General features: G+C 61.1%; 13 protein-coding genes. 5 read left to right on the forward strand and 8 right to left on the reverse strand.

What is annotated here, in order from left to right:
* Window positions 1-15: 15 nt before the first annotated feature.
* Both ACZ5WW_RS08180 and ACZ5WW_RS08185 read right to left on the reverse strand, forming a co-directional pair.
* Entirely contained in the window at window positions 16-378 is a 363-nt protein-coding gene (locus ACZ5WW_RS08180) for an arsenate reductase family protein (RefSeq protein WP_377165327.1), read from the reverse strand.
* Window positions 379-672: 294 nt separating this feature from the next.
* On the reverse strand, window positions 673-1593 hold the full coding sequence (locus tag ACZ5WW_RS08185; RefSeq protein ID WP_377165325.1) for an RluA family pseudouridine synthase: 921 nt from the start codon (window positions 1591-1593) through the stop codon (window positions 673-675).
* Window positions 1594-1680: 87 nt separating this feature from the next.
* Here ACZ5WW_RS08185 and ACZ5WW_RS08190 point away from each other — a divergent pair, with 87 nt between their 5' ends.
* Complete coding sequence (locus tag ACZ5WW_RS08190) at window positions 1681-4098, forward strand: serine/threonine-protein kinase (RefSeq protein ID WP_377165323.1); 2418 nt, start codon at window positions 1681-1683, stop codon at window positions 4096-4098.
* 165 nt (window positions 4099-4263) lie between these two features.
* Here the strand turns inward: ACZ5WW_RS08190 and ACZ5WW_RS08195 are convergent, their stop codons facing one another.
* The 3 genes from ACZ5WW_RS08195 to ACZ5WW_RS08205 form a co-directional block, all read right to left on the reverse strand.
* On the reverse strand, window positions 4264-5322 hold the full coding sequence (locus tag ACZ5WW_RS08195) for a fatty acid desaturase (protein WP_464694230.1): 1059 nt from the start codon (window positions 5320-5322) through the stop codon (window positions 4264-4266).
* A gap of 550 nt (window positions 5323-5872) precedes the next feature.
* Window positions 5873-6721 carry a hypothetical protein gene (locus tag ACZ5WW_RS08200; protein ID WP_377165319.1) on the reverse strand — a complete coding sequence of 283 codons (849 nt, stop codon included), beginning with the start codon at window positions 6719-6721 and terminating at the stop codon, window positions 5873-5875.
* A 464-nt stretch (window positions 6722-7185) separates the two neighbouring features.
* Entirely contained in the window at window positions 7186-7626 is a 441-nt protein-coding gene (locus ACZ5WW_RS08205; RefSeq protein ID WP_377165317.1) for a DUF5069 domain-containing protein, read from the reverse strand.
* Between the two features lie 604 nt (window positions 7627-8230).
* Here ACZ5WW_RS08205 and ACZ5WW_RS08210 point away from each other — a divergent pair.
* A complete protein-coding gene (locus ACZ5WW_RS08210) occupies window positions 8231-11440 on the forward strand; it encodes a PVC-type heme-binding CxxCH protein (protein WP_377165315.1) in 3210 nt (1069 codons plus the stop codon).
* Window positions 11441-11448: 8 nt separating this feature from the next.
* On the opposite strand, the gene ACZ5WW_RS08215 is transcribed toward ACZ5WW_RS08210, so the two are convergent.
* The 3 genes from ACZ5WW_RS08215 to ACZ5WW_RS08225 all read right to left on the reverse strand — a co-directional run bounded on the left by ACZ5WW_RS08215 (window position 11449) and on the right by ACZ5WW_RS08225 (window position 12835).
* On the reverse strand, window positions 11449-11850 hold the full coding sequence (locus ACZ5WW_RS08215; RefSeq protein ID WP_377165313.1) for a type II toxin-antitoxin system VapC family toxin: 402 nt from the start codon (window positions 11848-11850) through the stop codon (window positions 11449-11451).
* Window positions 11850-12059: a hypothetical protein gene (locus ACZ5WW_RS08220; protein WP_377165311.1), complete on the reverse strand. Its 210-nt coding sequence runs from the start codon at window positions 12057-12059 to the stop codon at window positions 11850-11852. The genes ACZ5WW_RS08215 and ACZ5WW_RS08220 overlap by 1 nt, the downstream gene beginning before the upstream one ends.
* A 68-nt stretch (window positions 12060-12127) precedes the next feature.
* On the reverse strand, window positions 12128-12835 hold the full coding sequence (locus ACZ5WW_RS08225) for a hypothetical protein (protein WP_377165309.1): 708 nt from the start codon (window positions 12833-12835) through the stop codon (window positions 12128-12130).
* Window positions 12836-12957: 122 nt separating this feature from the next.
* Here ACZ5WW_RS08225 and ACZ5WW_RS08230 point away from each other — a divergent pair, with 122 nt between their 5' ends.
* The 3 genes from ACZ5WW_RS08230 to ACZ5WW_RS08240 all read left to right on the forward strand — a co-directional run bounded on the left by ACZ5WW_RS08230 (window position 12958) and on the right by ACZ5WW_RS08240 (window position 15049).
* Complete coding sequence (locus ACZ5WW_RS08230) at window positions 12958-13734, forward strand: SDR family oxidoreductase (RefSeq protein WP_377165307.1); 777 nt, start codon at window positions 12958-12960, stop codon at window positions 13732-13734.
* Between the two features lie 24 nt (window positions 13735-13758).
* Entirely contained in the window at window positions 13759-14220 is a 462-nt protein-coding gene (locus tag ACZ5WW_RS08235) for a hypothetical protein (RefSeq protein ID WP_464694231.1), read from the forward strand.
* 121 nt (window positions 14221-14341) lie between these two features.
* Window positions 14342-15049 (forward strand): FadR/GntR family transcriptional regulator, encoded by a 708-nt coding sequence (locus tag ACZ5WW_RS08240; protein ID WP_377165303.1) that lies wholly within the window; start codon window positions 14342-14344, stop codon window positions 15047-15049.
* The last annotated feature ends 1 nt before the right edge of the window (window position 15050 follow it).

The raw sequence follows: 15050 nt of genomic DNA on the forward strand, positions 1-15050 counted from the left end.
TTCACTTGTCCCTTTTCACTTCCCCAGCGCCTTCTCCCACTCCGCCTCCTTAAACCCCACCAGACGCACCTTCCCCTTCTCATCCACCACAAACGGCCGCTTCACCAGGTTCCCATTCCCCGCCAGCATCTCCAGCGCCTCATCCGTGCTCATCCCCGGCAGCTTGTCCTTCAGCCCCAGGCTTCGGTAGTCCATACCCGACACATTGAAAAGCCGCCGCACATCCCCCTCGTAAGCGCTCAGCATCACCTTCAGCTCCGCCACCGTCGGCGGTGTCTCCCGGATCGCCAGCTCCTCATACGCCACTCCATGCCCCTTCAGCCACTTGATGGCATTCTTGCACGTCGAGCATCCGGAGTAGGCATAAACTTTGAGCATAAAATAAAAGGGGAAAAGAGTTGGCAGATCAGCTGCCAAACAAAGCAACGCTTCCACCAAAGCAAAACAAAAACCATGGCTGGCTTCACCCCTTCAAGCTCCACCTTCTTCGCATTGTAGTACCGGCTTCAGCCGGTCCGGAAAAAACCCATCCCACATCACGCCGCATCCTGCACCAGTTAGGACCGCTTGTCCTCAAGCAGCCGCCGAGCGTCTCGCAGCACGCGCACCCAGCACGCGCACCCAGCACCGCCCACATTCGACATTATTTCGTCATTCGGATTTACTCATTCGTCATTCCACTTTCCCCACCCCCTTCATCCACGGCCCATACTCCTCCGGCACCTTCGCCTCAAACGCCATCGGCTGGTCATGGATCGGGTGGTTAAACGAAAGCTTCCACGCATGCAGCATCAGCCGCGGCACACGCACCTTCTGCTTGTTCGGCTGCGCATAGATCGGGTCCCCCAAAATCGCGCACTGCAGCGCCTCCCGCATATGCACCCGGATCTGGTGCGTCCTCCCCGTCAGCAGCCGGCACTGGATCAGCGCACACCCCTGGTCCACCGCCAGCCGCTTCCATTCCGTGATCGCCTCCTTCCCCGCCCCATCCAGCAAAATGCTCATCCGCTTCCGGTCCACCGCATGCCTCCCGATGTAGTTCTGGATCCTCCCCCCCTCCTCCTTCGGCACCCCGTTCACCACCGCCAGGTAGATCTTCGCGATCCTCCTCTCCGCAAACGCCTCCGTCAGCCTCCGGTGCGCGATGTCGTTCTTCGCCACCACCATGCACCCGCTCGTATCCTTGTCCAGACGGTGCACGATCCCCGGCCTCATCTCCCCCCCGATCCCGCTCAGGTCCTCGATGTGGTGCAGCAGCGCATTCACCAGCGTCCCGTCAGGATTTCCCTCCGCCGGATGAACAACAAGCCCCGATGCCTTGTCCAGCACCACGATGTCACTGTCCTCATACAAAATCGTCAAAGGAATGTCCTGGGCCTTGATCTCCACCTCCGCTACTTCAGGAATCGTGATACTCACCACATCCCCGCACCTCAGCGCCACCCCCGCCTTCACCGCCTTCCCGTTCAGCTTCGCATGCCCCTCCTTGATCAGATCCTGCAGCCGTGAGCGCGACATCTCCGGCAAGCGCCTCGTCAGGTGCTTGTCGAAACGATCCCCTATATCCAGTGTTTCAGTAATGGTCCAGTCCACCCCACAAACTCAAGTTTCGAATTAATAAGGCAAACTGTAATTTCTGGCATATCGAATGCGTCCCACTACTATCCAAGCACCTCCCCCTTGATCCTCGCCCCCCCAGAACAGACCTTTCTGAGCACCTGCCCCGTGTGCCAGCGGCAGATCGATGTCACCTCCCTCGAGCCCTTCACAAAGCTCAAATGCCCCTTCTGCGGCCAGATGGTCCGCGTCCGCCGCCGCTTCGATCAGTTCATGATCATCCGCCAGATCGGTGAAGGCGGCATGAGCCGCGTCTTCGAGGCCGAAGACGAAACCCTCGGCCGCCGCGTCGCCCTCAAAATCCTCAACCGCCAGTACTCCCGCGACTCCGTCCGCCTCGAGCAGTTCCGCCGCGAAGCCCACATCACCGCCAACGTCACCCACCCCAACGTCATCAAGCTCTACTCCGTCGGCTATGACCAGGGTTACTTCTACATCGCCATGGAGCTCGTCGGCGGCGGCTCCCTCGAGCAGCGCATCCGCCGCGAAGGCCACCTCAAGGAAGACGAAGCCCTGCGCATCGGCCGCGAAGTCGCCGAAGGCCTCCGCGCCGCCCAGCAGCTCACCCTCATCCACCGCGACGTCAAACCCGCCAACATCCTCTTCACCGAGACCGGCACCGCCAAAGTCGTGGACTTCGGCCTCGCACTCTTCATGGACCGCGGCGGAGACCAGTCCGGCGAGATCTGGGCCACCCCCTACTACGTCGCCCCCGAAAAAGTCATCGACAACACCGAAGACTACCGCAGCGACATCTTCTCCCTCGGTGCCACCCTCTACCACGCCCTCACCGGCAGCCCCCCCCACAAAGCCGACACCGCCGCCATCGAAGACCTCCGCCGCATCAAGTCCAAGCGCGTCACCCTCGGCGAATCCGGCCTCCGCTTCTCACCCCGCACAGAGCACGTCATCAACGGCATGCTCTCCACCAGCCCCGAAGACCGCTTCGCCAACTACGCCGAAGTCGTCGATGAATTGCGCCTCGCCGAAGGCCTCCTCGACCGCGGCAGCGTCCGCCGCCGCCTCCTCTCACGCCGCGCACGCCTCATCGGCTCCATCGCCGCCGCCATCATCCTCGCCTACGGCATCGGCTGGCTCCTCCGCGAAGGCGGCCAGCGCCGCCAGGCACGCGCCCTCCAGATCGCCACCGCCGACGAGCGCGACCTCGACGGCACCGGCGTCACCCTCACCGCAGACAAAGCCAACAAAAAAACCGTCTCCGAGCGCTTCACCGAAGCACGCCAGGCCATGCTCGAAGACCGCCAGTTCGCCAACGCAGAGCACAAGTTCTCCAAGCTCCTCGAATCCAAGGACCTCATCCAGCCCACCGAAAACTGGGCCCGCTTCAACGCTGCCCTCTGCAGCATCATGCTCGACAAGAAAAAAGACGCCGCCGCCCAGTTCGCCCAGCTCGACACCACCCCCGACCTCAACGGCCTCGCCCCCTTCTTCGCCACCATCAAGCAGCGCATGGCAGACGGCTTCAGCCTCGGCCTCAACCCCGGCTCCCTCGGCTACAAAACCACCAACGAAGAAATCCTCGGCTACCTCCTCCACGGCCTCGCCGAATGGCACTTCGGCAACGCCATCCTCGGCGCCAAAGAGCTCGAATACTTCCAGGAGCACCTCGCAGACATCCGCAAATCCCCCGACACCACCCCCACCGCCACCCTCGACTGGCTCTCCCGCTACAGCACCCTCGTAGACCGCTACAAACCCGACTTCCCCCTCGTCCGCAACGCCCTCCAGCCCAAAAACTCAGGCACCATCGCCGAGCTCCGCGCCTCCCTCGCCCTCGTCCAGCAGACCCGCAAAAAGCTCAAAACCAGCGGTGCCTTCCTCACCTGGATCAAAGACCTCGAATCCGGCCTCCAGCGCGAAGTCTCCCTCCTCACCCTCCAGGAGCAGCAGCGCCAGATGGAGGCAGACAAAAAGCACCGCCAGGCCGACCTCGAGCTCCTCGCCGAAGTCAACGCCCTCGTCCCCTCCCTCGTCCAGGGCTACGACTACAACCGCGCCATCGACCTCCTCACCAGCACCCGCCTCGAAACCACCGACGTCCGCACCGCCCTCGACGGTCGCCTCTACCTCTACACCCAGGCCCGCGACTTCATCCGCCAGCTCACCACCGACCTCGCCGCCCAGAGCTGGACCGGCACCATCACCCGTCGCGAAGGCGGCCAGCTCACCGGCAAAATCACCTGCAACACCGCCGGCACCACCATCAGCGTCAGCCTCGATCGCGGCACCCTCTCCCTCCCCCTCGACTCCCTCACCCCCGAGACCCTCGTCGAAATCGCCCAGTCCCTCGGCACCCAGGTCACCGACTCCACCGACTACTACCGCCGCCAGGAAAACACCGCCGCCTTCGCCCGCCTCAACGGCCTCCTCCAGCTCTCCACCACCATCGCCGCCCAGCTCATGGAAGAAAACACCTCCTTCCGCACCCGCTGGATGAAAGTCATGGCCGCCGGCATCTAAAAAGTTGCCCAGTTGCGCCGCAACTGGAGCCACCCCACCGCCACCGTCCCACGGAGAGCCTCCCCTCTCCAGTAGGGCAGTACCAGCTTCAGCCGGTCCGAAAGCACGCCCCATTCGAGCCCCATCCACCTCCGGCCAGAAGCAGCCAGCCACCGCAAACAAGCTTCAGCTCCGCCCCTTCTCCCTCTCCCGCCTCACCTCCCTCATCCGCTTATACCCCACCAGCTTCTTGTGCTGCTCGTCCCACAGACGAAACGCCAGCGACTTCAGGCTCATCCGGATCGTGATCGGCTTCACCTGCTGAAACACCGGATGCGAATAGTGGCAGCGCTCCAGATAATAGTTCGGGATCCGCGAGCTCAGATGATGGATGTGATGAAATCCAATGTTCCCTGACAGCCACTGCAGCACCCGCGGCAGCTTGTAATACGAAGAGCCCTGCAGCGCCGCAGCCGTGTAGTCCCACTCCTCGTGCACCTCCCAGTACGCATCCTCAAACTGGTGCTGAATGTAGAACAGCCACACCCCGCACGCCCCCGACACCCCCGTGACGATCCCCTGCACGATCAGATAGTTCACCGGCCCATAGATCCACATCATCACCGCCGCCAGCCCCAGCAGCGCCGCGTTCATGTGCCACACCGAGTTCCGCTCCCGGGCATCCGCCCCCTTCCGCGGGATCCTCTGCAAAATCACAAACAGCACAAACGGCGCGATCACAAACAGCACCACCGGATTCCGCGCCAGCTTGTACGCAAACCGCTTCCACCGCGACGCCTCCAGGTACTCCTGCACCGTCATCGTCCACACATCCCCGATCCCCCGCTTGTCCAGATTCCCCGTCGTCGCATGGTGCAGCGAGTGCTCCCACCGCCACTGGTAATACGGCGTGAACGTCAGCATCCCCGTCACAAATCCCACCACCGCATTCGCCCGGTTTGATTTGAAAAACGAGCCATGACCGCAGTCATGAAAAATGATGAACGCCCGCACCAGCAGCGCCCCGGCCATCAGCGCCAGCGGCACCACCAGCCACCACGAGACCTGCAGCGCCCAGTAGATCCCCGCCCACAGCACCACATACGGCACCAGCGTGTCCACCAGTTGCACCACCGCCCGCCACAGCGACGGCTTTTGAAACTCCGCCACGATCACCTTCCACTCCGCCACCGTCGGAAAACGCTGCTCCATCCCCGTCACACTCATTCCACTCGCATTCATCATAGTCCCTTTCGGTTGTGACAAACATAACCCACCCACCCCTCACATCAAGCCCCGCCTTTCCCGCCCTTCAAAGCCCGCCCGTCCTCCGTAGCTTTAGCGAAGGATGGATTGGCGAAGAGGGGTCATGCCCCGCCATTCGCACGAGAACCATCAATCCTCCAAGTCATGGCCGCCAGCCTCTGAAGTACGACAGAAACTCTTGTCTGTCGATCAGCACCCACCACCCCACAAATCCCCCGCTCACCCCATCGCTCCCCTCCCTGCACCTCAGACCATTCGCGATAATCCGCAGCCATTCCCCTCATTCGCGTTGGACTCATACCAGATCGAAATCTGAAGTACGACAGACACTCCTGTCTGTCGATCAACGCCCTCCCACCCCACAAATCCCCCGCTCACCCCATCGCTCCCCTTCCTGCACCTCAGACCATTCGCGATAATCCGCAGCCATTCCCCTCATTCGCGTTGGACTCATACCAGATCGAAATCTGAAGCACGACAGACACTCCTGTCCGTCGATCAACGCCCCCAATCCCCAGCAAGCCTCCCTTCATTTCTGCGGACTGCTATCCGATGACAAGAGCCCGATGCGTTTTCGGCTCACCACCATCTCATCAATCCACAGCTTTTGCGCATGCGGCAACAGGCCGGGACCAAAGTAGGGAGCCATGAGGAACTGGTTGAACTTCATGTTCGGAAAATCGGTGGAGCGCAGGATCACATTCTTGTGCTCGATGACAAGTTTACCGTCAAACCAGCCGCGCACGATCCCGTCGGCGTTCGGCTTGTCCGCTTGAAGATCAAGCGAGTTCAGCTTGAACTGCGCCTCAATGCAGTGCCACTTATCGTCGGTGAAAAGTGCGTCAGAGCTGTCGAACATCTGGCCGTTGTAGCCACCCTTCAGCGGTCCCTGCGTCAATCCGTGCGGCGCGTCTTTGTTTTGAATGTCCTGGGCCGCAAGACGCAGCTTGCCATTCACCGGCTCGATGTAGAGCGTGAGATGACTGGCCGCCGGCCCCGCCCATTTTGCGTTCTCCGTGGTCATGAAATGCGTGAGATGCGGGTGGTAGTTTCTCCCGCTCCAGCCCCAGCCTTCGGAGAGCTTGAGGTAGTACCGGATGAAGATCTCGTCCGAGGGCTCAAAGAGATGTCGTTTGGCCGATGAGCCGGTCACGGCACCTCCAGCTGACGTCCACTCATACTCGATGCAAGAGCCGCGTTTGCCTTCAGAAACGACGCGGACCTCTTTGCCATCATACCAGCCACGTTGCTCAACAGCAGGATCATCAAACGACTCACGAAAAAGCTCCCCACCCCATCCTGTTTCTTCAGCATGTACGACCGAATGAATCATGAGCACTGACAGCATGCTGCGACGGATGACCTTGAGGAGTGACATGCTATGGCAAACGCAGCAGCACAGTTGACTCTTGAACCATTTTTGGCACACGGCTGCCCCAAGACCACCGGCAGCCAGACCTCAAACACGCCCCCACTTCCCATCCTCTCGTCCCGGCTCAGGCACCGGCTAAATCAGCCACGCCCCATCAGTGTCAGTCAGTGGTTCAAATCAGGCCCCTGAATTCCTGCCTTCCATTCGCATTCGGGCTCTTCATCAGCGTCTCATGAGCGTCAAATCAGCGGTGAAAAACTGTTCCATTCACCACGGACTCCCGCACTCCAACGCCCTCCGGAATCAGTCATTTTTGCGCCTCTTTTGCGCCCCTTTGCGGCCACCCCTCCGGCTCCACAAAAAACCCCGCCTGCCTCACGACAAACGGGGTTCTCAAAACTCACGTCACCGATCCGTCGCTCTCCGTCAGTTCAACCAAGAACCAGGAACAACGAACCAGGAACACTCAATCACTTGATCTCCTGCGCCCAGAAAATGTGCCAGTCGTCCAGGTTGTTCAGATCCACCGCACCCGGATTCACGCTGCCGTCATCCGCGATGCCATCCGCCGCCAGGATCGCCTTGCGGGTGTCATCAGCATGGATGTAGCCCATGATCGACTGATTGTGCTTGTAGATGTTGCCCTTCGTCAGGTTCACGCCCGGCTGCGCCTTCACCCAGGCCTCAAGCTGCGGATAGCTCGGCTTCGTCGCGATGAACGCCTTGAACGTCTCGATGTTGATGCCCAGCGCATCCAGCGTCATCTGGTCATACCCGCAGCCAATGCCCGGATAATCAGAGTGCAGCTTCCCCGCAGCAGCCAGCGAGGCCTTCTGCCACAGACGCGGAAGATGAAGAACACCAAGGGGACCGGCGATGCCGGAGCTGATAAGAGGAACAATCTGGCTCATGGATAAGAGGTAGGTTGGATTTGAATTCAGTGACCATTCGCAGCGGCGAACGAGCCCCCAACTTTGACGGCCCCTCGCAGCAGCAGCAAGAACAAACGCTCCATCCCCATTTTTTGAGCGCAATTATCCCTCAAACCCCCGCAATTTTTTCACACCTCCCCATTCCAAAAAATTCGCGGCCCTTCGCCCCTGCTCGCGTTTGATAATCCCACTCCACCCTTTCGCCTCATTCCCTCTTTTTCCCGCCTCCCTTTTTTGCGCCCCTCTTGCGCCTTTTTGCGGCAACCCACGCCAGTCCTGCAAGCCTAGCGAAGTCCCTCGCACCCATTCCAAAAAATTCGCGGCTCTTCGCGCACATTCGCGTTTGAAAATCCCACTCCAGACTTTCTCCTTGTCCCACTCTTTCCCCGCCTCCCTTTTTTGCGCCCCTCTTGTGCCTCTTTGCGGCCATCCCCTCTGGAACTCTGGCCACCCACTGCAAACCATCGCAAACAACCGCCAGCCATCGCAAACTCTCCTCTGGAACTCCGGCCAACCACCGTAAACATCTGTCAGCAATCGTAAACCACGGTAAACTCCCCGCCCTCCCCCTCAGCCCCGCTTCATGAAAAACCTCCGCCACCTCGCCCTGGCACTTCTCCTCGCCCTCCCCTGCCTCGCCGCTGACGAAACAGCCGCCAAGGCCCCGAAAGCCGCGCCCATCAAATCCCCCCTCGAGCTCCATCGCTGGTCCGGCACCCTCAACGTCCCCGACCCCGTCGCTGTCACCGTCGATCCCCAGGGCCGCATCTACGTCTCCGCCACCACCCGCCGCAAAGTCGCCGACCTCGACATCCGCGAGCACACCCAGTGGATCCCCGACGACGTCGCCCTCACCAGCGTCGAAGAAAAAGAAGCCTTCCTCAAACGCGAGCTCGCCCCCGGCAAAACCCGCCTCCCTCGCGGCGGTCTCGCCGACCACAACAAAGACGGCTCCATCGACTGGAAGGACCTCACCGTCCACACCGAGCGCATCTACCAGCTCCGCGATACCGACAACGACGGCACCGCAGACAAAATGACCGTCTTCGCCGAAGGCTTCAACAGCGTCGTCACCGGCATTGCCGCAGGCATCCTCTACCACGACGGCTGGGTTTACGTCACCGTCGCTCCCGACCTCGTCCGCCTTCGCGACACGAATGACGACGGCATCGCCGACGAACGCGAGGTCGTCGCCCACGGCTTCGGCATGCACATCGCCTACGCCGGCCACGACATGCACGGCCCCCGCATCGGCCCCGATGGCCGCATCTACTGGAGCATCGGAGACAAAGGCGTCAATGTCACCAGCAAGGAGGGCAAACACTTCTACTACCCCCACGAAGGCTGCGTCCTCCGCTGCGAGCCCGACGGCACAAACTTCGAAGTCTTCGCCCACGGCCTGCGCAACGTGCAGGAAATCGCCTTCGACGACTTCGGCAACATGTTCGGCGTGGACAACGACGCCGACCTCCCCGGCGAGCGCGAGCGCTTCGTTTACATCACCGAGCGCAGCGACTCCGGCTGGCGCTGCAGCCACCAGTATCAGAAAGCCGACAGCCGCTGGATCCGCGACGGCATCTGGCAGCCCGCCCATCCCGGCCAGCCCCTCTTCATCACTCCACCACTGGCCAACTACTCCAACGGCCCCGCCGGCTTCATCCACGAGCCCGGCACCGCCCTCGGTGCTTCCCTCCGCGGCCACTTCATCCTCGACCAGTTCCCCTCCGGTCAGATGACCGCCTTCCAGATCGTCCCCTCCGGCAGCACGTTCAAGATGCAGAACGAGCGCCTCATCCATTCTGGCCTCATGGGCATCGGCCTCGCCATCGCCCCCACCGGCCAGCTCATCATCGCCGACTGGGACGGCGGCTACCCCCTCGATGAAAAAGGTGCCATCTGGTTCGCCGACGACCCCACCGGTAAAAACAGCACCGAGCGCCAGGAAACCCAAAAGCTCCTCAATTCCGAAAACCTCGACGCCACCCACCTCTCCCACCCCGACCAGCGCGTCCGGCTCCAGGCCCAATTTGGCCTCGTCAAAAAAGGTGATTACACCGTGCTGCAAAAAACCGCACTCGACAAAAAGGCTCCCCGCCTCGCCCGCATCCACGCCATCTGGGGCCTCGGCCAGGGCATGCGCTTCGGCAAAGTCGAAGCCGCAACTTTGTTGCCCCTGATTGCGGAATCCGACACAGAAATCGTCATTTCCGCCGTCAAAATGCTCGGCGATATCAAGACCTCCGGCACCCCGCTCATCCCCCTCCTCGCCCACCCCGCCCAGCGCGTCCGCTTCCACGCCGCCATCGCCCTTGGCAAGCTGGCCGAACCCACCGCAGTCAAAGCACTTCTCAGCATGGCAGCGCAGGAGAGCGCAGATCCCTACATGCGCCACGCGATCGTCACCGGCCTCGCCGGATGCGCCGACGAAGCCACCCTCGCCAAGCACATCCATGACAAGCAGTCCCTCTGCTGCCTCCTTGCATTATCACGCAACCACTCGCCACTCGTTGCAGCATTCCTCACCCACAAGACCCTCGCTGCCGAGGCCGAGCGCGCCATCCACGACGACACCAGCATCCCCGCCGCCCTGCCCAAGCTCACCACCCGCCCCACCCCTCGCGGTCTCAATGCCTGCCTCCGTCTCGGCATCGCAGAGCCCGTCATCCAGGCGGCACTGAAGAGCACCCCGCTGCAGGCAGACGCACTGGATGTCCTCCTCACCTTCACCCATCCCCCACGCCTCGACCGCATCGACGGCATGGCGCACGAAGTCGCACCACGTGACGAAAAAGCCTTCGCCGCCCTTGTTCAGCCGCACCTCGATGCACTTCTCGCCATCCAGGACGGCGGCCTCAAGGCCAAAGCTGTCGAGCTCCTCACCCAGCTCCAGTTGCAAGTCGCTGCTCCTGTCCTCCAGCAGATCATCTCAGACACCACCGCCCGCGCCACCCTGCGCTCAGAAGCACTCAAACTCATGGCCTCGCAGCACGCAGCCACCCCCGAGTTTGCCACCACCCTCGACCTCGCCCTCAAGGACACCTCCCCCGCCGAGCTCCGCCGCGAGGCCCTCCGCCAGCTCTTCACCCACCAGCCCGACCGCGCCATCGCCGAGGCCGCCGCCGTCCTGGAAAAAGGCGATACCACCACGCAGCAGCTGGCATTAGCCCTCCTTTCCACCTCAAAAGACGACACCCTCATCACCCGCTGGCTCGACCGTCTCGCCTCAGGCAAAGCCCCCGCCGCCATCCAGCTCGACATCCTCGAAGCCGCCGCCACCCGCGAATCCCTCAAGCCCAAACTCGCCTCCCTGCAGCTCGGTGCATCTGAGCTCCTCGAAGGGGGAGACGTCACCCGTGGCAAAGAGATCGTCACCAACAACCTCGGCGCCAACTGCCTCGCCTGCCACACCATCGAGGCCAAGGAAGGCAGCCAGGTCGGCCCCAACCTCAAGACCATCGGCAGCCAGAAGGACCGCCCCTACATCCTCGAATCCCTGCTCAATCCCATCGCCAAAATCGCCCCCGGCTACGGCCTCGTCTCCCTCACCACCAAGGACGGCAAATCCCTCTCCGCCGTTTTGGAGAAGGAAGACGCAAAACAAGTCATCCTGCGCCTCCCCGACGGCAAAAAGCAACCCTTCTCCCGCGACCAGATCGCCACCATCACCCCGCCCATGTCCGTCATGCCCCCCATGCTAGGCATCCTCACCAAACCCCAGATCCGCGACGTCGTGGCCTATCTGAGCAGTTTGAAGGCAAAAAGCAGCAAGAAGAAAGCAGCAGCAACCCACTGAAGCCGAAATCAGACGGTCCAGTCTTCAACTGCAAGACCCGCGACGCGCTTGAATTCTTGGACATTGTTCGTCACAAGCGTCCATCCATGCTGAAGCGCGATCGCGGCTATCTGAATATCGTGCGGTCCGATCACCTGCCGCTGCCCCTCCAGCTCTTTTCTGATTCGTCCTGCAATGGCAGCAGCCTCGTCATCAAACGGAGCCGAGGCATGCCGTGCAAAAAGATTCTCCAGCTTGGCCAGTCTTGCAGCTTTGTCGTCATACCCCTCGGCTCCATAAAACAGCTCTTCTTTCACCACAGAGCACAGCCAGACCTCGTCAGGAGCGATCCCGCGTAGTTTTTCCTGCAACGGAAGGCATCGTCCTTTCAGCAGAAATATCCAGTGGTTGGTGTCCAGCAGCCAGGGCATCACCATGCCTCCCTTTTTTCAAAAGGAAGCTCTGTCGGCTCGTTCCATTCGGTTCCTTCAAAAGAACCATAAAACTGGCTCCAGTAGGATTCAAAATGATCCTGCCCGGGCGGGTTTGCGGTGCCATTTGATGGCATCATTTGCCGCAGTTGCGTCAGCAGCGCCCGCGCCACGCCTTCGGGCGCTCGCGCCAGTTCCTCAATCAGCATGGTTCTCGCGGACATCGCCCTATTATTCTATGAGAGCCTGCCAAGGTCAAGGTGACACACCGTCTCTCTCACATCGCTCCCGGTGGCACTTCCTGCTGCTCCTGGGGCAGCGTGAGCTGGGCCGGCATCGGAGTGCCTGAGCTCTTGCCCAGCCGCCCGCTGTAGAGATCGATCGCCCGTTTGGCGATGATGTCGATCACCGCAGGCTGAAGGGTACGGGCGGCGACATTGGAGACGGCCATGCCAGCCCACATGATGGGAGATTTAAAGCGCAGCACCTGCCAGTAGGGCAGCAGGCGCTTGTACCACTTGTTGGCCGTCTGCATTTTCTCGTGCGTGGCGATCTTGTGCGTCATTTCCCACGTTTTCAGCGCGGTGCTGGCACTCACATCCACCAGTCGGCCGATGGAGCGCGTTTGCAGAAAATCCGCCACATCCATGGCAGCCAGATGCACGGCACGGGAAAACTGGCTCAGACCCGGGGCCAGCAGCGCCTCCTGCTTGCCGGGGTGGTAGATGGCCGCGATCTCGCGCACCAGCTTGGGCACCTCGTCCACCAGCGGCGGCAGCCACTCGGGATTGAGGTTTTTCTGCCATCGCAGGCGATTTTTGCAGGCTTCCACCGCTTCATGCGCCTTTTCGTCCGCCAGACCGCACTCGGGATAGACATAACTGGCCAGGGCGTGCTTGGCGGCGCGCAGGTCGGCGGCAAAGCGCAGCAGCTTCCAAATCACGATTGAAGCCGCGCCAACGAGGGCTCCGGCTAGAAAGGTCATGATGTGGCCCCAGGGCATGCGCCTACCGGAGAGCACTGCGGGCAGGGTGTCAAGATGTCGAAAGTGGCGAGACAGCCCGCTTGCGGCGGCGGGATGACACGCCATAGATGCGCCCCTCCACCATGTCTTCCATCTTCGAACTCTTCTCTCTCCAAGGCAAAACCGCTGTCGTGATCGGCGGCACCGGCGAACTCTGCGGTGCCATCGCCGAAGGCTACGCTTCCGCCGGTGCGGAAGTCGTGCTCGTTGGCCGTGATCAGTCCAAGGCGGACAAGCGTCTGGAGACGATCCAGGCTGCAGGTGGCCGCGCCTACTTCCTCTCCGCCGACGCTAGCCGCAAAGCCGACTTGCAAATTTTGCTCGACCAGGTGCAGGAGCGCTCCGGCGGCTGCCAGATCCTTATCAACGGCGCCGGTGTCAATTCTGCCACGCCGTTCCTCGACATTCCTGAAGAGGAGTATGACCGGATCATGAACATCAACACCAAGGGCGTCTTCCTGGCCTGCCAGGTGTTCGGCAAATACTTCGTGGAGAACAAGATCCCCGCCTCCATCATCAATCTCGGCTCCATGTCCGGCCTGCTGCCGCTGAGCCGTGTGTTCACCTACTCCATGTCCAAGGGCGCGGTGCACAACCTCAGCAAGAACCTCGCCCGCGAGTGGGCCCCGCTGGGCATCCGCGTGAACACCCTCGTCCCCGGCTTCTTCCCCGCCGAGCAGAACAAGAAAGTGCTGACCCCGGACCGCGTGGCCAAGATCATGGGCCACACCCCGATGAACCGCTTTGGCGAAGCCAAGGAACTCGTGGCCGCCGCCCTGCTCCTCGCAGGTGCAGGCAGCTCCTTCATCACCGGCCATGAAATGGTGGTGGATGGCGGGTATTCCTCGCAGACGATCTGACAACTCAGCATAGCGAGGATGTGAATGAAGCGTGCCTTAAGCTCTTGCCTCTGCAGTCTTATCCTCGCAGCTTGTCACGTTGGAGCCTTTAAGCCTGGCTTGTCTCCACGGCATTTTGCAGATGGTAAACTCGCAAGAAAACTTGAGACGGACATCGCAGCCATCGAGAGAAACGAACCTGCAGGCTGGAAGGATCTGGCTTCTCATGCCTACAGGCTTGACGGTGAGCATGCGGAAACCTTTGCCGTGGCCTGTGCATATCTTCTCCGCCGCGATCCCACAATCTTCCTGCGAAGACATCTAACAGGAGACCCCGACGCCTTGTTCTGTGGCTGGGCAGCTTATGGCCACGCTGGACACTATCGCTCGATCGTCGATGCCGTTTATAAGCAACGCCTTCATGAGGCTTCTTCAGAAGCTGAATGCGAATCCATCAGACAATTCATCATGGCCTCGCATAAATCTCATCAAGCTCCAGAAAATTGAGACACCGGCGCACGGCGAGTGAATTTGGGAGTTACCTAGGCAAGTAGAAGCATTAGGCAAGCATCGTGGAAAGAAGCTGATAATAGCTATCGTTGAATTCAGTGGTAAGACCTCTAACCACATGACTTTTTCATCCATCAAACCTCAGCGCAGCCTCGTGGAGGAGGTGTGTGCACGCATTGCTACGGAAGTCCGAGACGGAGGAGGGGCTGGCGATGGCTGGCTGCCGCCGGAACGAGATCTGGCGCTGAAGCTGGGTGTGAGCAGGCCGGTAGTGCGTGAGGCGACGAAGCGGCTGGAGCTGCAGGGGCTGCTGGAGGTGAAGCATGGCGTGGGCACCAAGGTGGTGGACAAGCTGCACAAGCCGCTAAACGGCTCGCTGGCACTGCTGATTCCCGATGAGGCGGAGCGGCTGCGGCAGCTGGTGCAGGTGCGTTTCATGCTGGAGCCGGAAAATGCACGGCTGGCGGCGGAAAACGCCACGGCGGCACAGATTCGCAAGCTGCGTGCAGCTTTGAAAGAACTGGAAGGGACCACGGATTTCTCCACCGCGGTGGAGGCGGACATGGCGTTTCATCGCGAGCTGGCGGCGGCTTCGGGAAACCAGATCGCCACGCTGCTGCTGCATTCGCTCTCCGAACTGATCCAGGCCAGCCTCACACACGGCTACAGCCGCACCTCCACGGACAATGCTGTGCGACAGCATGCAGCCGTGCTCAACGCCATCGAGAAACGAGATCCAGCCGCAGCAGCGAAGGCGATGCGCGAACACCTGATCACCGCCGAGGCCGATCTGGCCCTGCCGAAAAAATCCAAGAAAGCCGCCTGAG

This window comes from Prosthecobacter fluviatilis (assembly GCF_055388355.1).